Genomic DNA, 22,723 nt, shown 5'->3' on the forward strand with positions numbered 1-22,723 from the left:
GAACACATTGAATTTTCACGGAACCGCGCCGTCATCCCGGGCTTGACCCGGGATCCATGCCGGGTTTCTCAAGAGATCGTCAGGCATGGATCCCGGGTCTCCGCTTCGCCGCGTCCGGGATGACATGCGTTTCAATCAAAACGCAGCACGCACTAGACCCTGATAGATGATCGCCCTCCCTCCATTCCCGACACGACGCGGCGCACTCGCGCTTCTCGCGGCTGCGGGCCTGCCGCTGCCGGCCCGGGCGGCCGGCCTGCGCGTCGCAACCGTGGACTGGTCGGTGCTGGAGACATTGCTCGCGCTCGAAGCTCCCCCGGTCGCCGCACCGGAATTGCGGCAGTTCCGCGAGGTCGCGGTCGAGCCGGAGGTGCCGGCAGGGGTCACCGATCTCGGCCTGCGCGGCACCGTCAACTTCGAATTGCTGCTGCTGTCGCGACCGGAGCTGATCTACTCGTCCAGCTTCTATGTCTCGTCCGAACCACGTTTGCGTCGGATCGCGCCGGTCGAGAGCTTCTCGATCTATGCGCCGGGGCGAGCCCCCTATGAGCCGGCGGTCGCCATGACTCGCAGCATCGGCGAGCGCCTCGGCATCGCCGCCGGGGCCGAGCGCTACATCGCCGAGACCGAGGCCGAACTCGCGGCCCTGCGCGAACGGCTGAAGCCCCATGCCGCGCGCCCGGTGATCCCGGTCAATCTCGGCGACACCAGGCATTTCCGCGTCTTCGGCGCCGACAGCATGTTCGGCGAAGTGCTGACGCGTCTCGGCCTCGCCAACGCCTGGACGGACCAGACGAGCTATTCCGCCATGGCGCCGATCGGCCTCGAGGCGCTCGTTCGCATGCCCGATGCCTTCGTCGCGCTGATCCCGCCGGTGCCGCCCGGCGCGATGCGCACGCTCGCGGCCAGCGCCTTCTGGAACGCCCTGCCCAATCTCCGCGACGGGCGATTGCTGGAGCTCGGCTCGATCAATCCCTATGGTGGCCTGCCCGCGGCACGGCGCTTCGCGCGGCTGCTGGCAGAGGCTTTGCTCAAGGCGGAGACGGCGCGTGGCTGAAGCCGTCCAGCCCGCGCGGCCGCTGCGGAAAGGCCATCCCGGCGCCTGGCTCCTGGCCGCGCTGACAGCGGCAGCGCTCCTCGCCACCGTCGTGGCCACGCGGCCGCCGCTGCCCGGCTCGCCGGAGCTCGCCCGGGCACTCGAAAACATCCTGCTCTGGCAAAGCCTGATGCCGCGCGCCGTCACGGCGCTGATATGCGGCGCCGCGCTCGGGCTCGCCGGCATGCTGCTGCAGCGCGTTTTGCGCAACCCGATCGCCGACGCCTCGACGCTAGGTGTCGCCTCCGGCGCGCAGCTCGCGCTCACCATCGCCACGGCCTATGCACCCGCATTGATCGCCTTCTCGCGCGAAGGCGTCGCGCTGGTCGGCGCCATCGTCGCGGTCGCCCTCGTCCTCGGCCTGAGCTGGCGCCGCGGTCTCGACCCGATGACCGTGGTGCTCTCGGGCATGGTGGTCTCGCTGGTCTCGGCGGCGGCAAGCGCGACCGTCATCCTCGCCAAGGGCGAATATGTGCTGTCGCTCTTCATCTGGGGCGCCGGCTCGCTCAACCAGCAGAGCTGGGATGTGGCTCTGGCGCTCGGCCCGCGCTTTCTGCTGAGCGCGCTTGCCGCCGCGCTGCTGCTTCGCCCCCTCGCCTTGCTGGGGCTCGACGAGGATATGGCCCGCAGCCTCGGCCTCGCCCTGCATGCCACCCGCCTCGCCGTGCTCGGCATCGCCATCTGGCTCGCGGCCAGCGTCACGGCCGAGGTCGGCGTGATCGGCTTCGTCGGACTGGCCGCACCGGCACTCGCCCGTGAACTCGGCGCCCGTACGCCGCGCCAGATGCTGCTCGCGGCGCCCACGCTCGGCGCGCTGCTCCTGTCGATCACCGACAGCGCCGTGCAGCTGCTGGGCTCCGGCTTCAACGACCTCGCCCCGACCGGCGCCGCGACCGCCCTGTTCGGTGGGCCTTTGCTGCTGTGGCTGATGCGGCGCGTCCCGCCTGCCCTGCCGCCTCAGGCAACCGACGCCGTGCCGGGCGCCGACCGAACCTCGAGATCGTTCCGGGCTCTCGCGCCGCTTGCCGCGCTCATCATGGCGGTCGCTGCGCTCGGCCTTGTTCTCGGGCGCGGACCTGACGGGTGGGGCCTCGCGGCCGGCCCGCTCTTCTGGGAGCTGCTGCCCTTCCGCGGCCCGCGTCTCGTCGCAGCCGGAACAGCGGGCGCATTGCTCGGCGCTGCCGGCTGCCTGATGCAGCGCCTCACCGCCAATCCGCTCGCGGGACCCGAAGTGCTCGGCGTCAGCGCCGGTGGCGGCGTCGGGTTGCTGCTTGCGCTCAGCCTATTGCCGGCGAGTCCCTTTGCGATGCTGGCCGGCATCGCGGGCGGCTCGCTCGCCGTGCTCCTGGTCATGCTGCTCTTCGCCGCGCGCCCGGGGGTCGGGCCGCAACGCCTGCTGCTCGCCGGCATCGCCATGGGCGCGCTCTGCATGGCCGTGGTCTCGACCGCGATGGCTCAGGGCGATCTGCGCGCCTACATGCTGCTGGTCTGGCTGTCGGGCTCGACCAACCGCGCCGGCGAAGTCGAGGCCTGGACCGGCCTCATCGCCTGCATCGTGCTGATCGCGCCGCTCCTGCTCGCGGTGCGCTGGCTCGACCTGCTGCCGCTGGGAGAGGCGACGAGCCGCAGCCTCGGCCTGCCGGTCGAGCGCAGCCGGCTCTATCTCGCCGCGCTGGCTGCCCTGATGACGGCGGTCGCGTCGCTTCTGGTCGGACCGTTGAGCCTGATCGGGCTCATCGCCCCGCACCTCGCCCGTCTCGCCGGTTTCGCGCGCAGCCGCGACCAGTTGCTCGCGTCGGTCCTGATCGGCTGCGGCGTGATGATCCTCGCAGATTGGCTCGCGCGGCTCGTCGCTTTCCCCTATCAGGTGCCCGTCGGGCTGTTCGCCGCGCTGATCGGCGGCCCCTATCTGGTCTGGCTGCTGAACCGCGGAGGAAGCCGGCATGGCTGATGAGATCGAGCTCCATGCGAGCGCGCGCGTCGTGCTGGCCGATCCGATGGCCGTGCTCGATCGCGTCTGCGCTCATTTCACCGAGCACGGCAGCGTGACACGCCACCCGGAGGGCGCTCGTCTCGACGGCCCCTATGGCTCGGTCGAGATCGAGGTCGCCGACGGCGCGCTGGACCTGTCCGTGACCAGCGCGAACGAGACCTATCTCTTCGTCGTCAAATCCTCGGTCGCCGAGCATCTGTTCGAGTTCGCCGCGGGAGAAGCGTTCGAGCTGAGCTGGCAGGGGGATATCCCCGCGCAGATGCAGATCCCCTATTTCCGCGAGGCGGTGGTGCGCAGCGCCCATGACATCACGCCGACGATGCGGCGCGTCGTCTTGGCCTGCGAGGACACCGCGCATTTCGAAAGCGGCGGCCTGCATGTCCGGGTCCTGATCCCACCGCCGGGGCGCGCGCCGGTCTGGCCGAGCGCGGGGGCCGACAGCCGTGTCATCTGGCCGGAAGGCGAGGACGAACTGGTGAAGCGGGTCTACACCATCCGCGCCATCGACCATCAGCGCAGGGAGTTGACCGTTGACGTCGTGCTGCACGACGATTCGCCAGGCTCGGTCTGGGCGCGCAACGCAGGGGCCGGCGACCGTGTCGGCCTGCTCGGACCGGGCGGCGGCGACGTCGCGCCGGCCGACTGGTATCTGCTCTGCGGGGACGAGACCGCCCTGCCGGCGATCGCGCGCATCGCCACCTCGCTGCCCGCCACCGCCCGCGCGGCGGTGGTGATCGAGGTCGCCGACGGGGCCGAGGAGCAGGAAATCCTGTCCGACGCCGCAATCGAGGTCATCTGGCTGCATCGCAACGGCGCATCGGCCGGCTCGACGGATCTGCTGCCTGACGCTGTCCGCTCGATCGCGCTGCCGGAGAGCGGCGACCCGTTCGTCTTCGCGGGCTGCGAGCAGGCTGCCGCGCGCGCCATCCGCAAGCATCTGCGCCAAGAGCGCAAACTGCCGAAGGACCGCCATCTCGTCGCGGCCTATTGGCGCCGCGGCCATTCCGACGTGCACGACCACGGCGATTGAGAGCCCCGCCGGCCGCGCCCCGTAACGGGTACGAGGCCGGCCAGACCCTCGGTCGGTCGAGGCGCGGATCGGAGAGAGCGGCCGTCAGGCCGCCTTTTTGCCCGCGTCGAACGGGATCTCGATGTCGACAGCCAGCGTCGAGACCTGAGCGCCGCGTTCCATGCGGACGCTGACCTTCTCGTCGTCGACCTGCATGTGCTTCGAGATCGCGCGCAGGATTTCATCCCTGAGCTTGGTGACGAGGTCGGAGTCGCCGACGGCGGCGCGCTCATGCGCCAGCAGCACCTGCAGTCGCTCGCGCGCAGCCGGGGCCGACTGGGAGCGGGAGAAAAGACGGAGCAGGTTCATGCCGCTTTCCTTCCGAAGAACTTGCCGAAGAAGCCGCGCTTCTCCCCGGGGATGGTGATCGGCAGGGCCTCGCCCTTGAGCCGGCGCGCCGCTTCGAAATAGGCGATCGCCGGCGCGCTGCGCTCGTCCGCCAGCGTGACGGGAGAGCCGACGTTCGACGCCCGCAACACGTCCATGCTTTCCGGAACGATGCCGAGCAGCGGAATCGACAGGATTTCGAGGACGTCGTCCACCTTCAGCATGTCGCCGCGCTCGGCCCTGACGGGGTCGTAGCGGGTGAGGAGCAGATGCTTCTCCATGCGCTCGCCGTTCTCGGCCTTGAGCGTCTTGGAATCGAGCAGGCCGATGATGCGGTCGGAATCGCGCACCGAAGAGACTTCCGGATTGGTGACGACGATGGCGATATCGGCATGGCGCATCGCCAGCGTCGCGCCGCGCTCGATGCCGGCCGGGCTGTCGCAGATCACCCAGTCGAACGAATGCTTAAGGGCGCCGATGACCGCCTCGACGCCCTGCGCCGTCAGGTTGTCCTTATCGCGCGTCTGCGAGGCCGGCAGCAGGTAGAGCGTCTCGAGCCGCTTGTCGCGGATCAGCGCCTGGGTCAACTTGGCTTCGCCCTGGATCACGTTGACGAGGTCGTAGACCACACGCCGTTCGGCGCCCATGACCAGGTCCAGATTGCGCAGGCCGACGTCGAAATCGACGACCACGACCTTCTCGCCGTTCTGGGCGAGGGCTGCGCCAAGCGCCGCCGACGACGTCGTCTTGCCGACGCCGCCTTTGCCCGATGTGACCACGATGACCTTGCCCATTGACCTCTCCTGTTGATGTGGACGCGCCTTAGGCGAGTGATCCGACCTTGAAACTGTCGCCTTCCAGCCAGAACTGGACGGCCTTCCCGCGCAGGTCCGTTTCCAGGTCCTCGGCCGTCTTGTAGTAGCCGTCGATCGCGACGAGCTCGGCTTCGAGCTTGCGGCAGAAGATGCGCGCCGAGGCGTTGCCCATCGTTCCGGCCATGGCCCGGCCCCGCAGCGTGCCGTAGATGTGGATCGAGCCACCCGCGATGACCTCGGCCCCCGAGGCGACCGAGCCGACGATGGTCACGTCGCCTTCGGTGAAGATCACCGACTGGCCGGAACGGACGGGTTGGGTCACGACCAGGGAAGGCGCCGCCTTCGGCATTGGCATGGCCGGCGGGGCGGCGCTCTCGGGCGCATGAGGCTGGCCGCCCTCTTCCGCCGCGGGCACCTCGATATCCGAAGTCGGGCGGCCATCCGTCATCGCCGGCGGCAGATCCGCCCCGAGCAGCGAGGGGCGCGCGCCCTCGATGCCCATGATCCGCACGTTGCGGGTGCCGAGCCTGTCGATCAGGTCACGAAGCTGGGGACGGTCGACATCCAGCCCGGTGATGTCGAGGACCACCGGCCGCCGCATGAAGAAGCCGGTCGAGCGCGAGGCCAGGTCGTCGAGCCGCACCAGCCAGTCTTCGAAGGGAAGCTCCGGGGTCAGCGACAGCGCAAGGAAGCTGCGCCCCTTGAGACGAATGGGTCGGGGTTGGGTTAACACGCCGGTCATCTTGGTAAATTTTCGGTTTCTTCGGTGTATCGAGCGTATGGTTAACAAGCGGTAAACCGCTGGCTCGTATCCACGGGAGAAGCCGACGGCATGCGCCGGACCGTCCGGCCGAGGCCGGGGGCAAGAGCCGCTCGTTGCGCGCGACGGCGGCCTGAGTTTCAGCCGGAATTCGCCTGGGATAACCCGCTTATTCCGCCGGAGCGGCCGTCTCCGACGCTCCCTGCGCGAGACAGTAGAACGCCAGCGAAGCAAGCCAGACGATCAGGCCGAACACGGCGGCGCCAGCCAGGACCAATCCGAACCCGCCCTGCGCATGCAGGAGCGCCAGCATCGGAACGACGAAACCGCTCACGGTGAAGCCGAGGAAATATCGCACGCTGAACGCCTTGGCGCGGTGCTGGGCCGGCACGTAGCGGGCGACCATCGCATCGTTGACGACGACCTGCCCGTAGATCGCGGCGATCGTCAGAACGAGGCCGACCAGCAGCAGCAGGCCCTGCGTCGTGGCCGCGATCACAAGGCCGAGCGGCTGGAAGAGAGCAAGGCCGACGAACAGCGAAGGCAGCGTATAACCGTCCACCAATCGGCCCATCAGCCACTGCATTCCGGCCCCGAACACGAAGACCAGTGTCGCCAGGGAGCCGATGAGCGCCAGCGGCAGGTCGAGGCCGAGCCGTTCGTCGATGACTTTCGGCAGCGCGATCGTGGTGATGTTGAAGGTCATGCCGCCGGCGATGACCGCGACGGCGAACACGGCGAGAAGCGCCAGCGGACGGCTGACCGGGATGAGCTCGGTCTTCCCGGTCCGGCTCGCATGTGGCGTCCCGTCACCGGGAACGAGCGCGATGAAGGCCGCTCCAAGCGCGAGGCAGACGAGGCCGGGCAGCACGAAGGCAGCGCGCCAGCCGAGGCTTGCCGCCAGAAGGGCGGTGACGCCGGCCGCCGAAGCCGCGCCGAGATTGCCCCAGACCGCGTTGATCCCGAGATCGCGCCCGAGCTGGCGGGCATGATTGACCAGCATCGTCGAGCCGACCGGGTGATAGATCGCCGATGCCACGCCGAGCACGAGCAGCCAGGCCGCGAAGGCCGTCGGCCCGTTCGCGCTGGCGACGCCGAGGCAGGAAACCCCATAGCCGAGGAAGAACACGGCGAGCATGTTGCGCCGGCCGAAGCGATCCGAAAGCCATCCCATCGGCAGGGAACACAGGCCGAAGGCGACGAAGGCGCCCGTCGCAAGCCCGATGAGCTCGGCGTAGCTCAGGCCGGTCTGCGCCGCGATGGCGATCACGGCCGTCGGATAGATCAGCAGCACGAAATGATCGAGTGCATGCGCGGCATTGACGAAGAGGAGCGTTCGCTTGGACAGCGTCTCGGGGCTCATGGGCATGCTCTTGGCGGCGACGGACTCTTCTACCTTGACCCGCTGCGCCCGTCGGGCCGTTATTCGGCATGATCGGGCCAAAAGGAGCGCGCCCATGCGGAGCGAAAGCGACGCCTATCAAACGGTTCCGCGCGCAGTCGCCGTCATGCCCAGGACCTATGAGGCGGGCGCGAGCACCGGCTGGCACAGTCATCCGCGCGCCCAATTGCTCTACGCCACCACCGGCTTGACGCTGGTGACGGCGGAGGACGGCACCTGGATTCTGCCCGCGCGCCATGCGCTGTGGATTCCGCCGGGGCTTTCCCATGAGGTGAGAATGCACGGGCAGGTTTCGATGTGTTCGGCCTATATCGCGCCCGAAGCCGTCGGAATTCTGCCGAAGGGCTGTCGTGTGCTTGAGGTGACGCCGCTGCTTGCTTCCTCGCTGGTGGCACTGGCGGCCGAGCTCCTCCTCTATGACGAAGGCGGGCGCGGCGGACATCTCGCTGCGCTGATCCTGGACGAGATCGCACGTGCCCCCGAAACACCTCTGACCTTGCCTCTGCCGCGAGATCCGCGATTGCGGCGTGTCTGCGATGCACTGCTGAAGGACCCCGCCTCGAACCTCGATCTCGACGACTGGGCCCAGCGCGCGGGAGCAAGCCGGCGCACGCTGACCCGCAGTTTCCGCGCGGATACCGGCATGAGCTTCGGCGAATGGCGGACACGCATGCGCGTGGTGCGCGCGCTGGCTATGGCGACGGATGGCAGCCCTCCGCACCGCATCGCCCGCGCCGTCGGCTATGCCGATCTGCGGGCGCTGCGCACAGCCGCCTCGCGGGTCCTTGGCAGCGCAGACCTGTCCTGGTGAACAGAGCCGGCCTGCTTTCCGAGAGAACTAGCCGGGCTTCTTGAGGTCGATCACCTTGATGGTTCCGCTAGGCTCGCGCTCGGGAACCTCGCCGCCTCCGATTTCGACGGTGCCGGAGTGGTGCTTCTCGGCAGCAAGGCCTTCGGAGTCGCGCGGTTCATAGGGCGCATGTGGACCGGTCGGGTGAGCCGAGCGCGGGTTTGGGCCGGCTCGATGCTCGTTCTCCTCCCCGGGTTGCCCGGGGCGCCGAGCCGTCGAGTAGCCCGCGGGCGTATCGGTTTTGCGGTCTCGATCGATGTTCATGGGTTCACTCCTCCCAGAGTCGAACCTCCGCATCCGGATCAAGTTCCAGCATGGCGGCAGCAACCCTCCGGCTTGCAGCCCCAAGCCCGCCATTGGCGGATGGCTGACGTCCGCTGCGGTGCTCAGGAGAGGGCTCATTGTTTCAAATGATTATAAACTGAGCGATAATAATTGACAGCCGTGACCCATGGGAATCTAACGCCGGCCCATCGCGCAATCTGTATTGGCAGGAGAAGGTCGCCATGAGGTCCTATTCGTCCCTCGCTCTTCGAATTGGTGTTCTCGCCATCTCCCTCGCTGCGGCGGGCGCGGTTAGTGCCCAGGATGGCATCACGGTCTACAACGCCCAGCACGCCAGCCTGACCCAGGCCTGGGCCGATGGCTTCACCAAGGAGACCGGGATCAAGGTCACGATCCGCAAGGGCTCCGACACCGAACTCGCCAACCAGATCGTCCAGGAGGGCGCCTCCTCCCCCGCCGACGTCTTCGTCACCGAAAACTCTCCGGCCATGGTGCTGGTCGAGAAGGCCGGCCTGTTCGAGGCGCTGCCCAAGGACATCCTCGATCAGGTGCCGGCCCAGTTCCGCCCCACGAGCGGGCGCTGGACGGGCGTCGCCGCGCGCAGCACCGTCTTCGCCTATGACAAGCGCAAGCTGAAGGAAGCCGACCTGCCGAAGTCGATGCTCGACCTCGCCGATGCGAAGTGGAAGGGCCGCTGGGCGGCTTCGCCGTCGGGCGCCGATTTCCAGGCGATCGTCGGCGCGCTTCTCGTCCTCAAGGGCGAGAAGATCACCGCCGACTGGCTCAAGGCCATGAAGGAAAACTCCAGCGCCTATCGCGGCAACAGCGTCGCCATGAAGGGCGTGAACGCCGGCGAGGTCGAAGGCGCGGTGATCTACCACTACTACTTCTTCGGCGACCAGGCGAAGACGGCCGAGAACAGCAGCAACGTCTCCCTGCACTATTTCCGCAACCAGGATCCCGGCGCTTTCCTGAGCACGTCGGGCGCCGGCGTTCTCGAATCCAGCAAGCACAAGAAGGAGGCCGAAGCCTTCGTGAAATGGATGGGCGGCAAGCATGGGCAGGCCGTCCTGCGCGACGGCGATTCCTTCGAATACGCCATCGGCAACGGCGAGGCCTCCAATCCGAAGCTGGAGCCGATCGCCAAGCTCGACGCGCCGAAGGTCGAGCCTTCGCAGCTCGACAGCAAGAAGGTCACCGAGTTGATGACCGCTGCCGGCCTGCTCTGACGCAATTGTGCCGGCTGATGGCGTGTGCGAGAGCCCCTCGCACGCGCCTTCTCCCATGACCGTTTCGCTTTCCCTCGACACGCCGGCTCTGCCGGTCTTGCCGCTCAGGCGGCAGCGCCATCTCGCCGGCCGGGCGACGCTGCTGCTCGCCGGCGCCGTCTCGCTATGCGCGCTGCTGCCGCTCGGGTTCATCGCGTGGATTGCGATCGAGACAGGCTGGCAGACGGCCTTCGCCCTGATCTGGCGCCCCCGTGTCGGCGAATTGCTCGTCGACACGCTGCTGCTCGAACTGTGCACGCTGCCACCCGCAATCCTGCTCGCGGTCGCGCTGGCCTGGCTCACCGAGCGCAGCGACATGCCGGGAGCCAAGTTCTTCTCCTGGCTCACCGTCGCGCCGCTCGCCGTGCCCGCCTTCGTCCAGTCCTATGCCTGGTTCAGCCTGCTGCCCCGCTTTCACGGGCTGCCGGCGGCGGTGCTGGTGTCCGTCCTCGCCTATCTGCCGTTCCTTTATCTGCCCGTCGCCGCGCAACTGCGCCGGATCGATCCTGCGCTCGAGCATGCCGCCGCCTCGCTCGGGCAGTCTCCGTCTCGCGTGTTCATGAGGGTGGTCCTGCCGCAGCTGCGGCTCGCCATCTGCGGCGGCAGCCTTCTCGTCGGGCTGCATCTGCTGGCCGAATACGGGCTCTACGCGATGATCCGCTTCGACACCTTCACCACCGCGATCATTGATCAGTTCCAGTCGAGCTATAACGGCCCGGCAGCGAACATGCTCGCGGGCGTGCTGGTTCTGAACTGCTTCGGACTGATCGGGCTCGAATGGGTGCTGCGCGGCAACGCGCGCTATGCCCGGCTCGGTTCCGGCGCGCCGCGTCCCGCCCCGCCGCAAGGGCTCGGAGCCTGGCGGGTCCCGGCGCTCGCGCTGCCGCTCGCCTTCGCCGCGCTCAGTCTCGGCGTGCCCATGCTGACGCTCTCCCGCTGGCTCATGGTGGCGGGAGACGATGTCTGGCGGCAGGATGCGCTGGCCGCATCCCTCGCCGGGACATTGGGCTATGCCGGTCTCGGGGCGCTGGCGACCGTGGCGGCCGCACTGCCGATGGCCTGGCTGTCGGTACGCGCCCCCGGCCGCGCAACCCGTTTCCTGGAGAGCTGCCACAGCTATCTAGGTGCACTCCCGGGCGTCGTGGTGGCGCTGGCCCTCGTCACGGTGACGGTGCGCATCGCCCTGCCGCTCTACCAGACGGTCGCGACCGTGATCCTCGCCTATATCCTGATGTTCCTGCCGCGTGCGCTGGTGGGGCTGCGTGCCGGCATCGCGCAAGTGCCGGTCGAGCTGGAGCGGGCTGCGATGTCGCTTGGCCGCAGCCCGGCGCGAGCCCTTCTCGCGGTGACGCTGCCGCTAGCGGCGCCCGGAGTTGCCGCTGCGATGGCGCTGGTGGCGATGGGCGTGGCGACGGAGCTGACGGCCACGTTGCTGCTGGCGCCCAACGGCACCAGCACGCTGGCGACCGAGTTCTGGGCGCTGACAAGCGAACTCGACTATGCGAAGGCCGCGCCCTATGCCGTCCTGATGATCCTCCTGTCGCTGCCGATGACCGCGCTGCTGCACGCTCAGGCCCGCAAATCCCTCGGCTCATGACCCAGCTCGTCATTTCGGATGTCTCGAAGCGTTATGGCGCGATAGCGGCGCTGGACCGCGTGTCCCTCTCCGTGGCGGCGGGCAGCCGTGTCGCCATCGTCGGCCCTTCCGGCTCGGGCAAGACGACGCTGCTGCGCGTCATCGCCGGTTTCGAGGCTCCCGATACCGGCCGGGTGACGCTCGACGGGCAGACCCTGGCCGACGGACCGGCGATCGCGCCCGCGCACCGGCGCCGGATCGGCTATGTCGCTCAGGACGGGGCGCTGTTTCCGCATCTCGACGTCGCCGGCAACCTCGGCTTCGGCATCCCGCGGACCGAGCCGGACCGGGCGACCCGATTGCGTGAACTGATGGAGCTCGTCGAGCTCGATACCGCGATGCTCACCCGCCGGCCGCATGAGCTCTCGGGAGGACAGCAGCAGCGTGTCGCGCTCGCCCGGGCGCTCGCCCGGAAGCCGATCCTGATGCTCCTCGACGAACCGTTTTCCGCGCTCGATACGGGGCTGCGCGAGAATGTCCGGCAGGCTGTGGCACGCGTGCTGGCCCAGGCCGGAATCACGACGATCCTGGTCACGCACGATCAGGCCGAGGCTCTGTCCTTTGCCGATCAGCTCGCGGTCATGCGTGAAGGCCGCCTGGTGCAATCGGGCAGGCCGACCGAGCTCTATTGGCATCCGATGGATGTCGACACCGCGCTGTTCCTCGGCAACGCCGTCCTGCTCGAAGCCGAGATCGGAGGCGGCACCGTCACCTGCGGGCTGGGCAAGCTCCCAGCGGAGACGGGGGACCGCCGCGGAAGAGGCGTCATCATGCTCAGGCCCGAGCAGTTCCAGCTTTCGCTGGAGGGCTCGGGTCCTGAAGCTCATGTCGAGAACGTCTCTTTCCAGGGTGCCCAATGCACCGTGACGCTGCGGGTACATCACGGGGCGGAGGCGATCAGCTTCACCGCACAGGTTTCGAGTGTCGATCAGCCGCAGATCGGAGAGACCGTTTCGATATCGGTAAGAGGGGCAGCGTTTCTGTTGCCCCCCACCGTCTAGGGTCTCGATCGCAAACGTCCGCTCTCAGCCAGCGCGGCAATGATGTAGGGCCGGCGTCGGTCGGTAAATTACGAATTCAATACCGACCGCAATCCTACGATACGACCACCGAAGCGTAGGTATGCATCAGGATTTTTCCATCGCGTATGAGAAATGTATCGGTAGCGAAGGGCACGAAAGGTTTCGCATTCCAGGTAATGAACGCGTATTCGCCATCACAAACCTTGCTTTCGAGGACATAGGCGTCCCAGAATGCAGGCGCCGCACTATCGATGAACCCTTGGAAAAACAAGCGCAACTCCGCAAGGCCGCGAATGGCGCCCTTCGACGTGATCACCACTGATTCATCCGTATAGTCGGCAAGAACCTCGTCCACGCCCGCAGCAAACGCGCCCATATGATGTTCCAGGACTTTCCTGGACATCGATGTCACATCAGAATGGTCTATCGTCATCGAATACTCTCCGGTTATTCTGGTTGGGGCGGCGTAAAAGCACACCGAAATTTGCGAGATAAATATGTAATTTACAGAATCGAATAAGAAATTCGTATTATGAGTAAATCAGTCGATATACTTTATTTAGCAATTCCATTGCCATTTTATTACAGGGACTCGGGCTCATATTGAGAACAGATACGACGCCCCCCGAACAAAAATCTTCTGAAACTGTAGAACGCTACGCGTAAGAAGGTGTCTCAGGTCGACGCTATCTGACCTATATGCTTTGGAGAATCCGCCGGCGACGTAAGGGCGCAAGCACATTGACCTCAAGCGCGCCGACAGTTGTCGCCGCCAGCGCCGCGATGCAGACCGAGAGCTTGGAGTATTCCTCCATCACCCCTTCGATCTGAATGGCGTGTATCGCGCCGGCGCCGACAACAGCCACCGCCAGTACGCTGTGAAGGATGCGCCAGAGCCGATAGCCAAACCGTAGCAAACGCCGGGTCGCCACCAGCACGGCCATCAGCACCAGGCACCACAGGCTGATCACTCCGTAGAGCGAGAACGGCGTCGGTGCGACCAGCAGCAGCGCATCGGTCATGTCGTCCGGGCTGTAGGCGTAGAGCGCACCGACATGCAATGCCACCACGGCGACGATCGCTATTCCGCCCCAGCGGTGCCAATGGACGCCCTCTCTCGCCGCAAGCAGCGGCGGTGCGGCCGCCATCAGCAGCGGCTGAACGAACAGCAGGCATAGCGCCACCACCCCGGCCATGCCGCCCATGATCCAAAGCATCTCTCGCCCGCCCTGCAGCGGATTTGCCGCGGCGGCGATGACCGGCGCTGCGGCAATGCCCACCACCACGATCCATGCTGCAATGCGGCGCCCGTCAACTCCGGCGCGGCCCATTCAAAACCTCCGGCGCGAGGACAAAATCGGCCGTGATGCTCGTATCATGCCGACTGTTCAATACGGGTCGCAGGAACAGCGTCGCAAAGCCGGGGTCGTCATAGGCAATATGAATGTGCGGCTGTCCGAACTGGGGAACTATCGGCGAAATCTCAAGCCGGTAGCCGCCATCCGCCCCCGTCATGACGCTGCCGCGGTTGCTTGCAACCCGCTCCCCGCCGCGCTCGGTGGCGGCCCAGATCTGGATCCGGACATTGGGCAGAGGCGCGCCATCGCCCGCCCTGCGAACCACGCCCGACGCGACGAAGCCGGTGCCGAGATTCCGCACCACCGGCGCGTTCGGAACGTAGTTATTGGAGCCGCCGGGCATCGTCTCGGTTGGGGAAAACGTGCTGCTCACCGACGACTGCGCAATGGCGGATGTGAAGGAGCGCGGCAGCAATCCCGCAGCCCCCACGGCGGCCGCGCCCGCGAGAACAGCTCTACGATCGATGATCTTGCCGGTCATTGTCTGCTCCTTCAAACGTTTTGAATGTCTGCAGCCCTCCCCTTGGCGAGAAGGTTCCCGGGCGCCTCCTGCCGGCGGACGACCAGGGCGTCGGTTCCGCATTCAGCGAGAGCCGAGCTGACGAAGGAATGCGGCCCGCCGGATAACCGATCGGGGAATGATCTGACTTAAATTATCATATATCATATTTCTTTTTATACGGACTGCAAGCGAAAAAATTCTGTTCCTCGCCGAGATCGGTTGGATGGGTCGCGTTGACGGAAAAGGTGGCAAGTCTGAGATCAGCTGCTTGGCCTGCGCTTCCACCGCAGCAGGCCTTGGATGAGCGACCATAGGCCGGTTCGGCGCGCGCTATTCCCGAATTCGCTTCCCAACTGATGCGAAGCCTCGCCTGCTTCCGGGCATGACAGGGCCTCTGCAAGCTCCGGTGTGAAGGCCGTCACGTTTCGGCCCAACCGGAGATAGGAACATGCAGGTCAAGGCAGCCGTCTTGCGGCAGATGAACATCCCAGGGCCTTATGCCCAGAGCCGGCCGATCGTGATCGAAACGATCGACCTGGCCCCGCCGGGACCCGGCGAAGTGCAGGTCCGCATCGGAGCAGCAGGCCTTTGCCATTCCGACCTTTCCGTCATCAACGGCGACCGGCCCCGTCCCATGCCGATGGCCCTGGGGCACGAGGCCGCCGGCGTGGTCGAAGCGCTGGGCGAGGGCGTCGACGATCTTGAGCCCGGAGACCACGTCGTCATGGTCTTCATGCCGAGTTGTGGCCATTGCCGTCCCTGCGCTGAGGGACGTCCGGCCCTGTGTGAACCGGGAGCCGTCGCGAACGCAGCAGGTACGTTGATCGGTGGCTCGGTCCGGTTGAGCGGCAGTGGCGAGAGAATTCATCACCATCTCGGCGTTTCAGCCTTCGCCGAGCATGCGGTCGTATCCCGTAACTCTCTCGTGAAGATCGACCGCGACCTTCCTTTCGTCGAAGCCGCGCTGTTTGGTTGCGCGGTGCTGACCGGTGTCGGCGCGGTCGTGAATACGGCGAGGGTTCGAATGGGATCTACGGCAGTCGTGATCGGCCTCGGTGGTGTCGGCCTCGCATCAGTCCTGGGAGCGCGGGCTGCGGGCGCCAGCAAGATCGTCGCAGTCGATCTCTCGCCCGAGAAGCTTGCGCTAGCCAAGGAGCTGGGGGCGACCGCGGTGGTCAATGGCCGCGACGAGGATGCTGTTGAGCAGGTTCGCGAATGGACCGGAGGCGGAGCCGACTATGCTTTCGAGATGGCGGGTTCGATCCGCGCCCTCGACAACGCCTTCAAGATGACGAAGCGGGGTGGCACGACGGTGACGGCGGGGCTGCCGCCACCCGGTTCCGCGCTGGCGGTGAATGTGGTGCAGATGGTCGGCGAGGAACGCACCCTGAAGGGCAGCTATATTGGCACCTGCGTACCCGTCCGAGACATTCCGCGCTTCGTCGACCTTTATCGCGACGGGCGCCTCCCCGTGAACAAGTTGCTCAGCGGCAAGCTGAAAATTGAAGACATCAACGAAGGCTTCGACCGGCTGCATGATGGCAGCGCGGTGCGCCAAGTCATCGAATTCTAACGCTATAAAAAACTCCTGCCGATCCTCGAGCATTGGCAATGCGGGAACGGCATGCGCCCCGCTGCAACCGACACTCCACCAACCCGTGTGCGCTCGTCGGCCACGGCGGCATTCGTGGCTGTGCGCACGGCGCTCGGTTCTTGCCGGAATCCGCGCTTCGTATCCTCGGTCGCCGATGCCGTGGTCACCGGCTCGATGCCGATTCCGCTGGTGAAAGCCGGGCTTCCGTCCGGTCTTCGCCACCGGCGCCGCGAGGATGATCCCGCGCCGGGCTAGCGACTGATCATCTGTGCTTTCGGTTCTCAAATCCTGTTCGTCGCCACCTCATTCTGCCTGCGACTCGACGGGCCTAGGTTCGCTGCGGACCAGGCGCCGCTCAGCAAGGCGCCAGATGCAAAGGACTTCGCCATGGCCCCGACGCACCAACGCAAAAAGCTTGTAGAGGCGGCCCCTCACGCCGCCTTTGACCTCACTGAAATCATCACGACTTTCCCGGAGACTGCGGAATCGCTCCTCGTCGATGCGCGGCTGACCGACGAGGACGAAGCGAGCGCGCGCGTCTTCCGCGTTTATCGCCCTACGCCAGCGCATTACCACGCGACCTGCGACGAGTACCTGATCGTGCTGTCGGGCCGCGGGCGCTTCTTCATGGGCGAGCGCGAGCCCTTTGAAGTCGGCCCTGGCCAGATGCTGTTCTTCAAGAAGGGCACGGTGCACGGCATGCCCGAGATCATCGAGCACCCGCTGTTCATGGTTTCGGTGGATACGCCGCGCCGCGAACCGAGCGACATCATCTTTGTCGAACCGGCGGATGGAACGCCCGCCGGTTTCATTCAGCCGAAATCGTAAGGGGGCGATGATGAACAAGGGTCAATTGGAAACGGTCGCCATCTTTCCCGACGAGCGGCCGGGCAACCCGACGGTGATGCGCGACGGGCGGGTTCTGGTCTCCATCTCGGCGATCATCGCTCCCGAATTCGCGGTTCGGGCCATCGCAAGCGACGGCAACCACACCCCCTATCCCGATGAGTTCTGGGCCGGCAAGCCACGGCCCGATGGCCGAGGGATGGCTGGCGTAATTGGCATTCGGGCGGATGCGGACGGCATCGTCTGGATGCTCGATCTCGGTGATCGCACTCACCAGCCGAAGCTCGTCGGCTGGAATGATTACGAGAACCGACTTCACAAGGTGATTGTCCTGCCGCAAAACGTCCTGCGGCCGAGTTCCTTCGCCCAGGATTTCGTCATCGATCGCCGCCGCCGGCGCATCTACATCGCCGACATGACGTTGAATCCAGGCGGGGCCAGCGACTACCCGGCGATCATCGTTGTTGATCTCGATACCGGCCTGTCCCGGCGCATGCTCGAGGCGCACCCCACGCTGATGCCCAGCGAAGACCCGGTGCGGGTCGACGGCAAGACGATATCGCTTCGAATGGCGGACGGCGAACTCGTTCCCTATCGCTACGGGCTCAACCCGATCGCGATGGATCCCCTTGGGAAATGGGTTTATTTCGGCGCGATGTCAGGAACGTCCGTCCATCGGATCCCTGCCGACGCACTGGCTGACGAAAGCGACGTCGCGGCGCTCGCGGCGCAGATGGAGTACTGGTGCGCCAAACCGCGCTGTGACGGCTTCGACGTCGACGCCCTCGGCAACATCTATGTGACCGATGTCGAGAACAGCGCGATTGGATTGGCCTCGCCCATGGGCTACTCGATCCTCGCTCAAGATCGCGACCGGCTCGCTTGGCCCGACGGGGTCGAACTCGATAGCGAAGGACGCTGGCTCTACATTACCGCCAATCAATTGCATCGCCTCCCCGTCCTCAATGGCGGCGTGGATGAAAGCTCCCCGCCGTTCCGCCTGCTGCGCATCCGCGTCGATGCGCCGATGAAAGCCGAGAAGGTGGCCTGATCGTCACCTTCGACCACACGGCTTCACACGGGAAGATCGTGGCGAGCTTTGGCCGAAAGAGCGGGCGGTTCAGCCCGTTTTGAAAAGGAAAGAGCGATGATCGAGGTGAGGGTTTCCGTCGCGATTGCCGCATCCGCGGAACGCGTCTGGTCCATGGGCGGGTTCGACTTCCTGCCCCGCTGGCTGAATATGGTCATCAGCAGCGAGCTTAGCGACGGTGGGCGTGTTCGCCGGCTTGTAACCTCGAACGGCGCGACAATTGTCGAACGACTGCTGGAATTCAGCCAGACCGAGCACCGCTACAGCTATGCTCACCTCGACAGTCCGGACCCGGTATCGGGCTATGTCGGTGTCATGTCTGTCCGCGACGAGGAAGGCGGAGCGGTAGCAACCTGGTCGAGCAGCTTCAGCCCGATAGGTATCAGTCCGACCGAGGCCATCGCACGCTACGAAACGGTCTATCGCGAGGGCCTGGCGGCGCTGAAACAGCTTATCGAGCAGGGCTGACCGAGCCGCCGGCGGAGGCCGGCGCGCGTCCGTTCGCCATGAAGGCCTGCAGCCGCGGCACCATGAAATCGAGGAAGGCGCGCACGCGTTGCGGCACGCGCTGCCCGCCAAGATAAAGGGCATGGACCTCCTCGAAATCGGCCGTGGCAGGATCCGCGAGCACTTCGACAAGACGTCCGGCGGCGAGGTCGGGATCGACATGGAAGTCGGCCAGCCGTGCCAACCCCACGCCTTGGAGCGCCATCTGACGGACGGTCTCCCCGTTATTGGCGAGGAGACTGCCGCGAACCAACCGGTCAACGATATGCCCGTGTTGCCGAACGGGCCAGACCGGAGCCGCTCGCCGGAAATTGAAACCAAGGCAGTTATGCCCGTCGAGATCTTCGACCGTGAGGGGCACGCCGTGCTTTTCGAGGTAAGCTGGAGCGGCAACGATCCGCCGGGAGGCAGAGCCGATTTTGCGCGCCATCAAATTCGAGTCGGGCAGCACCCCGACGCGGAATGCGATGTCAGTCCGATCGAGATAGAGATCGACGATCTCGTCCGAGAGGGAGACATCCACGATGATGTTGGGATGTGCCTCCCAGAATGCCGGCAGCAGCGGCACCAATCCGTGCACTCCGAAAGCGACCGACACGTTGACGCGCACAGTGCCGCTGGCGTGACCCGCCCCCTGCGCGAGCTCGCGTTCGATATCGTTGAGCTCCGCGAGCAAGGCGCTGCTGCGCTCATAATAGAGCCGCCCCTCGTCAGTGAGCGAAAGGCGCCGCGTCGAGCGTTCGACGAGTCGCACGCCGAGCCGGTCCTCGATCCTGCCAATGAGCTTGCTCACCGTGGATGGCGTCGTCAGCAACTGCCGTGCAGCCTCGGAAAAGCTGCCGGCTTCAACAACCCGCAGGAAGACCTGCATCTCGCCTGCCCGGTTGTCCATGCGCTCGCCTTTGAAATTGAATCACAGATTAGATGAAGCGTGAGCGGATTATCAAGCAGGCGCCCCACCGCCATCTTGCAGGGCCAGGCGACATCGAGCCGCCATTTCCAATCCGATGAGGATTCTAGAGATGAGCAAATTGTTTGAGCCCTTCGCCATGCGCGGCCATACGCTCTCGAACCGCATCGCGATGGCCCCCATGACCCGGTCGCGAAACCCGGACGGCATCGCCAACGATCTCACTGCGCAGTATTACCGCCAGCGCGCGGGCGCCGGCCTGATTGTCACCGAGGGAACCCCGATCTCGCCCTCCGCCGAGGGATTCCTCTTCATCCCCGGCATCTACACGAGCCAGCAGGTCGCCGGGTGGCGCCGGGTGACCGAGGCGGTGCATGAAGAGGGTGGCACCATCTTTGCCCAGCTATGGCATGTCGGGCGGGTCAGCCATGTTTCCAATCAGCGGGGCGGCATCGCGCCGGTCAGTTCGACCGCACAGATCGCGCGCAACTCGCAGGCTTGGGGTCTGACCGCTGATGGCACGCCCGGCGCTGTCGACGTATCGCAGCCGCGCGCACTGTCGATAGAGGAGGTAGGAGGCGTCATTGCGGATTTCGCCAAGGCAGCACGCAATTCGATCGATGCGGGCTTCGACGGAGTCGAACTTCACGGCGCCAATGGTTATCTCATCGAGCAGTTTCTGAACCCGCTGGTGAATGACCGCACCGATGCCTATCGAGGTGACACGCTCGAAGGCCGCGTCCGCTTCCTGGTCGAAGCTGTCGACGCCGTCATCGAGTCGATTGGCCCCGAGCGGACGGCAATACGCCTCTCGCCCTATGGCGGCCTCTTCGACATGGGACAGTACCCGGAGATCGAAGAGACCTATCTGCACATCGCCGACGAACTCTCGAAACGAAACATCGCCTATGTCCATTTCATGGACCAGCGCTCGCGAGGGAGCTCGCCTATCCCGGCAGGCTTTCTGGCGAAATTCCGGGCCCGCTTTCGAGGCACGCTCGTGCTCGCCGGCGGGATGACCAGGGAGCTGGCCGAACGTTACATTGCGGAGGGGCTGATCGATATCGCCGCGTTCGGCGAACCCTTTATCGCCAACCCCGATCTGGTCGAGCGGCTGCGCAACGATTGGCCGCTTGTCACGCCTGATCGCGAGCTCAGCTACGGCGGCGGCGCGCGCGGCTACACCGACTACCCGACCTACGAAGACGCGAAAGTCGCCTGAGCCCGTGCCGCCTCGACGCCGGCCAGGATCGGACCCAATGCAAGGACAAATCCAGTGAAGATTTTCGTTACCGGTGCGAGCGGGTATATCGGCGGAGCGGTCGCCACATCGCTCGCCTCCCAAGGCCATCAGGTGCGCGGTCTCGTGCGGAGCGCGAGCAAGGCGGACAGCGTCCTCGCCAAGGGCATCGTGCCCGTCCTCGGTACGCTCGACGATCCCGAGCTGCTTGCGGCCGAGGCAACGGCCGCGGATGCCGTGGTCAACGCTGCCGACAGCGACCATAGAGGTGCGGTCGAAGCCTTGCTCTCGGGCCTCGCCGGATCGGGCAAGCCTTTCATCCATACAAGCGGTACCAGCCTCGTCGGCGATGAGGCGATGGGCGAGCCTTCGGACGCCACCTTCACGGAGGAGACGCCGGTCAAGCCTGAGCCCGACAAGGAGCCTCGTGTCGCGCTCAACCAGCTGATCGTCGATGCGGCCCCCGGGGTGCGTTCGATCGTATTGTGCAACAGTCTGATCTATGGCCACACGTTCGGCCCGCCGGCACAAAGCGTGCAGATCCCGCCCCTCGTCGCGCAGGCGAAGGAAAGCGGCATCCCCCGCTACATCGGGCGCGGGCTTAACGTCTGGTCGAACGTTCATATTGCCGACATGGCCGAGCTCTATATCCTGGCGCTCGAAAAGGCGCCGGCCGGCAGCTTCTACTATGTCGAGAATGGCGAGGCAGCCTTCGGTGATCTCGTCCGTGCGATCGGAAGTACGCTCAAGCTCGCCCCGGCACAGTCCTGGTCGGCGCAGGAGGCAATCGCGAAATGGGGCCGGGAGCTTGCTGTCTTCGCGCTCGGCTCGAATAGCCGCGTCCGTGCCGCGAAGGCCCGCAAGGAGTTCGGCTGGAAGCCAAGGTACGGTTCGGTGATCGAGTGGATCGAGAACGATTTCGTGCGCCCCTGACCTCGCGATCACAACGAGCAACGTGTCCTCCAGCCTGCGAGCGCTCACCCCCACGAGAAGCATAAGGTGACATAATACTCCGGCTCCCAAACTTCGCCTCTGAACGCCGGGCTGGCCGCAATTCAGGAACTCGACGCCGGCAGCCTCCAGCGCGATCTGGACCTTGCGGACAGCAAACCGGGATAGCCCTGACGCTCGCTTGCACCTCCTCAGCTCTCTTGCGGAAACAGCAGATAGAGGGGCACCTGCGGATGGCCACTGACGATTTCGACCGATCTGAAATAACCGCTTTGCGAGCTTTGATACTGGCCGTAGCAAAACGATTCGCAGCGTCAAAGCGTTCGCCGCATGATGAGTGCTAATTCTGCACTCCCAATCCCGCGACGCGCTAAAAGCGATTTCCGCGAAGGACAAGGATTTCGACGCCGAAGAAGTCCTGGACGACATCTTTATGCGCGTGGATCACGTGCTTTCCCAGGTGAGCCAGCCACGGGGGCGTTCAGTGCGTAGGGACTGAAATCCGAATGCAGCCCTATAGAGCCGTTTCCGTCCGAACTGATTTGCGTTTACTGTTGGGGTATGTTGGGTACCGCGGCCAATGACGCCGCAGCCTCAACAAGATCAGCTATTTATACGAAAGCCTTGGTGGAGCTGAGGGGATTCGAACCCCTGACCTCTGCAGTGCGATTGCAGCGCTCTCCCATCTGAGCTACAGCCCCAAGGCGCTGGCCTTCTAGGCCGTGCGCCGCGTGGATGTCAATCACCTCCGCCATCTGTTTTGGCGCCGGCGGACGATATTCCGCGACACCTTTCCGAAAAGGCCCAAGAGGAAGATCGATGCGTGCCGTTCTCGACGTGGTTCTGCTCGCCCTGCAGATCTATGTGTGGATTTTGATCGCCTCGGCGGTGCTGAGCTGGCTGATCGCCTTCAATGTCATCAACACCCGCAACCAGTTCGTCGCGACCATCTGGGACGCGCTCTACCGCGTCACGGAGCCGGCCCTGCGCCCGATCCGCGAGCGCCTGCCGAATCTCGGCGGCATCGACATCTCGCCGATCATCCTGCTGCTGATCATCTACTTCATCCAGAGCGTGATCGTCCGCTACATCTACCCGAACGTGTTCTGACGGCGTCTGCCCTGCGCGCCGCGCGGCTCCCCGGCTTCCACGACGCATTCGACGGCGCCGCGGCCGGCATGCAGTATGGCGACCTCCACAAT

The 22,723-nt window shown here is 65.5% G+C and carries 24 protein-coding genes and 1 tRNA gene; 15 read left to right on the forward strand and 10 right to left on the reverse strand.

The features are described 5' to 3' along the window. Positions 1 to 166: 166 nt before the first annotated feature. The 3 genes from NWE53_RS16635 to NWE53_RS16645 are packed head-to-tail and all read left to right on the forward strand — an operon-like array spanning position 167 to position 4,119. The gene (locus NWE53_RS16635) at positions 167 to 1,057 is read left to right on the forward strand and encodes an ABC transporter substrate-binding protein (RefSeq protein WP_265050487.1); all 891 of its coding nucleotides are present in this window, start codon (positions 167 to 169) and stop codon (positions 1,055 to 1,057) included. Next, entirely contained in the window at positions 1,050 to 3,047 is a 1,998-nt protein-coding gene (gene fhuB, locus NWE53_RS16640) for a Fe(3+)-hydroxamate ABC transporter permease FhuB (protein WP_265050488.1), read from the forward strand. The genes NWE53_RS16635 and fhuB overlap by 8 nt, the downstream gene beginning before the upstream one ends. Further along, positions 3,040 to 4,119 carry a siderophore-interacting protein gene (locus NWE53_RS16645; protein WP_265050489.1) on the forward strand — a complete coding sequence of 360 codons (1,080 nt, stop codon included), beginning with the start codon at positions 3,040 to 3,042 and terminating at the stop codon, positions 4,117 to 4,119. Before fhuB ends, NWE53_RS16645 begins: the two co-directional genes overlap by 8 nt. Before the next feature lie 84 nt (positions 4,120 to 4,203). Here NWE53_RS16645 and minE read toward each other — a convergent pair whose 3' ends face one another. The 4 genes from minE to NWE53_RS16665 form a co-directional block, all read right to left on the reverse strand. Further along, on the reverse strand, positions 4,204 to 4,467 hold the full coding sequence (minE, locus tag NWE53_RS16650) for a cell division topological specificity factor MinE (protein ID WP_265050490.1): 264 nt from the start codon (positions 4,465 to 4,467) through the stop codon (positions 4,204 to 4,206). Beyond that, positions 4,464 to 5,279 (reverse strand): septum site-determining protein MinD, encoded by an 816-nt coding sequence (gene minD / locus NWE53_RS16655; protein ID WP_265050491.1) that lies wholly within the window; start codon positions 5,277 to 5,279, stop codon positions 4,464 to 4,466. The genes minE and minD overlap by 4 nt, the downstream gene beginning before the upstream one ends. A gap of 28 nt (positions 5,280 to 5,307) precedes the next feature. Further along, positions 5,308 to 6,042, reverse strand: a complete 735-nt coding sequence (minC, locus tag NWE53_RS16660; protein WP_265050492.1) for a septum site-determining protein MinC — start codon at positions 6,040 to 6,042, stop codon at positions 5,308 to 5,310. 187 nt (positions 6,043 to 6,229) lie between these two features. Beyond that, positions 6,230 to 7,423: an MFS transporter gene (locus tag NWE53_RS16665; RefSeq protein WP_265050493.1), complete on the reverse strand. Its 1,194-nt coding sequence runs from the start codon at positions 7,421 to 7,423 to the stop codon at positions 6,230 to 6,232. A 94-nt stretch (positions 7,424 to 7,517) separates the two neighbouring features. Here NWE53_RS16665 and NWE53_RS16670 point away from each other — a divergent pair, with 94 nt between their 5' ends. Next, on the forward strand, positions 7,518 to 8,273 hold the full coding sequence (locus NWE53_RS16670) for an AraC family transcriptional regulator (RefSeq protein WP_265050494.1): 756 nt from the start codon (positions 7,518 to 7,520) through the stop codon (positions 8,271 to 8,273). Positions 8,274 to 8,300: 27 nt separating this feature from the next. On the opposite strand, the gene NWE53_RS16675 is transcribed toward NWE53_RS16670, so the two are convergent. Continuing rightward, positions 8,301 to 8,576, reverse strand: a complete 276-nt coding sequence (locus NWE53_RS16675) for a hypothetical protein (RefSeq protein ID WP_265050495.1) — start codon at positions 8,574 to 8,576, stop codon at positions 8,301 to 8,303. A 242-nt stretch (positions 8,577 to 8,818) separates the two neighbouring features. Between NWE53_RS16675 and NWE53_RS16680 the strand changes: the two genes are divergently transcribed. From NWE53_RS16680 to NWE53_RS16690, 3 genes are read left to right on the forward strand one after another with little or no spacing between them, the layout of a single operon-like run. Beyond that, on the forward strand, positions 8,819 to 9,826 hold the full coding sequence (locus NWE53_RS16680) for an iron ABC transporter substrate-binding protein (protein WP_265050496.1): 1,008 nt from the start codon (positions 8,819 to 8,821) through the stop codon (positions 9,824 to 9,826). A gap of 55 nt (positions 9,827 to 9,881) precedes the next feature. Next, positions 9,882 to 11,462 (forward strand): ABC transporter permease, encoded by a 1,581-nt coding sequence (locus NWE53_RS16685; protein WP_265050497.1) that lies wholly within the window; start codon positions 9,882 to 9,884, stop codon positions 11,460 to 11,462. Further along, positions 11,459 to 12,502, forward strand: coding sequence for an ABC transporter ATP-binding protein (locus NWE53_RS16690; protein ID WP_265050498.1), 1,044 nt, complete (start codon positions 11,459 to 11,461; stop codon positions 12,500 to 12,502). Before NWE53_RS16685 ends, NWE53_RS16690 begins: the two co-directional genes overlap by 4 nt. A gap of 94 nt (positions 12,503 to 12,596) precedes the next feature. Here NWE53_RS16690 and NWE53_RS16695 read toward each other — a convergent pair whose 3' ends face one another. The 3 genes from NWE53_RS16695 to NWE53_RS16705 form a co-directional block, all read right to left on the reverse strand. Next, positions 12,597 to 12,956 (reverse strand): nuclear transport factor 2 family protein, encoded by a 360-nt coding sequence (locus NWE53_RS16695; protein ID WP_265050499.1) that lies wholly within the window; start codon positions 12,954 to 12,956, stop codon positions 12,597 to 12,599. Between the two features lie 262 nt (positions 12,957 to 13,218). Continuing rightward, entirely contained in the window at positions 13,219 to 13,854 is a 636-nt protein-coding gene (locus tag NWE53_RS16700) for a ferric reductase-like transmembrane domain-containing protein (protein ID WP_265050500.1), read from the reverse strand. Then, positions 13,835 to 14,362 (reverse strand): peptidase associated/transthyretin-like domain-containing protein, encoded by a 528-nt coding sequence (locus NWE53_RS16705; protein ID WP_265050501.1) that lies wholly within the window; start codon positions 14,360 to 14,362, stop codon positions 13,835 to 13,837. The genes NWE53_RS16700 and NWE53_RS16705 overlap by 20 nt, the downstream gene beginning before the upstream one ends. 469 nt (positions 14,363 to 14,831) lie before the next feature. On the opposite strand from NWE53_RS16705, the gene NWE53_RS16710 reads away from it, so the two are divergent. The 5 genes from NWE53_RS16710 (at position 14,832) to NWE53_RS16730 (ending at position 18,381) form a co-directional block, all read left to right on the forward strand. After that, positions 14,832 to 15,956 (forward strand): zinc-dependent alcohol dehydrogenase family protein, encoded by a 1,125-nt coding sequence (locus NWE53_RS16710; RefSeq protein WP_265050502.1) that lies wholly within the window; start codon positions 14,832 to 14,834, stop codon positions 15,954 to 15,956. Between the two features lie 114 nt (positions 15,957 to 16,070). Continuing rightward, positions 16,071 to 16,232 (forward strand): hypothetical protein, encoded by a 162-nt coding sequence (locus NWE53_RS16715; protein ID WP_265050503.1) that lies wholly within the window; start codon positions 16,071 to 16,073, stop codon positions 16,230 to 16,232. A gap of 132 nt (positions 16,233 to 16,364) precedes the next feature. Next, positions 16,365 to 16,805 carry a cupin domain-containing protein gene (locus NWE53_RS16720; protein ID WP_265050504.1) on the forward strand — a complete coding sequence of 147 codons (441 nt, stop codon included), beginning with the start codon at positions 16,365 to 16,367 and terminating at the stop codon, positions 16,803 to 16,805. Then, positions 16,768 to 17,874, forward strand: a complete 1,107-nt coding sequence (locus tag NWE53_RS16725; protein ID WP_265050505.1) for a major royal jelly family protein — start codon at positions 16,768 to 16,770, stop codon at positions 17,872 to 17,874. The genes NWE53_RS16720 and NWE53_RS16725 overlap by 38 nt, the downstream gene beginning before the upstream one ends. A gap of 96 nt (positions 17,875 to 17,970) precedes the next feature. Beyond that, on the forward strand, positions 17,971 to 18,381 hold the full coding sequence (locus NWE53_RS16730; RefSeq protein ID WP_265050506.1) for an SRPBCC family protein: 411 nt from the start codon (positions 17,971 to 17,973) through the stop codon (positions 18,379 to 18,381). Here the strand turns inward: NWE53_RS16730 and NWE53_RS16735 are convergent. Continuing rightward, the gene (locus NWE53_RS16735) at positions 18,365 to 19,312 is read right to left on the reverse strand and encodes a LysR family transcriptional regulator (protein WP_265050507.1); all 948 of its coding nucleotides are present in this window, start codon (positions 19,310 to 19,312) and stop codon (positions 18,365 to 18,367) included. The two genes, NWE53_RS16730 and NWE53_RS16735, sit on opposite strands and share 17 nt — an antisense overlap. A 157-nt stretch (positions 19,313 to 19,469) precedes the next feature. Here NWE53_RS16735 and NWE53_RS16740 point away from each other — a divergent pair, with 157 nt between their 5' ends. Together NWE53_RS16740 and NWE53_RS16745 are read left to right on the forward strand one after the other, a co-directional pair. Then, complete coding sequence (locus NWE53_RS16740; protein ID WP_442864843.1) at positions 19,470 to 20,552, forward strand: alkene reductase; 1,083 nt, start codon at positions 19,470 to 19,472, stop codon at positions 20,550 to 20,552. A gap of 54 nt (positions 20,553 to 20,606) precedes the next feature. Then, complete coding sequence (locus tag NWE53_RS16745; RefSeq protein WP_265050509.1) at positions 20,607 to 21,503, forward strand: NAD-dependent epimerase/dehydratase family protein; 897 nt, start codon at positions 20,607 to 20,609, stop codon at positions 21,501 to 21,503. 643 nt (positions 21,504 to 22,146) lie between these two features. On the opposite strand, the gene NWE53_RS16750 is transcribed toward NWE53_RS16745, so the two are convergent. After that, positions 22,147 to 22,222: transfer RNA gene (locus NWE53_RS16750), tRNA-Ala, on the reverse strand. A 118-nt stretch (positions 22,223 to 22,340) separates the two neighbouring features. Here NWE53_RS16750 and NWE53_RS16755 point away from each other — a divergent pair. Beyond that, positions 22,341 to 22,631, forward strand: coding sequence for a YggT family protein (locus NWE53_RS16755; RefSeq protein WP_265050510.1), 291 nt, complete (start codon positions 22,341 to 22,343; stop codon positions 22,629 to 22,631). The last annotated feature ends 92 nt before the right edge of the window (positions 22,632 to 22,723 follow it).

It is taken from the genome of Bosea sp. NBC_00550 (assembly GCF_026020075.1).
Taxonomy (GTDB): Bacteria; Pseudomonadota; Alphaproteobacteria; order Rhizobiales; family Beijerinckiaceae; genus Allobosea.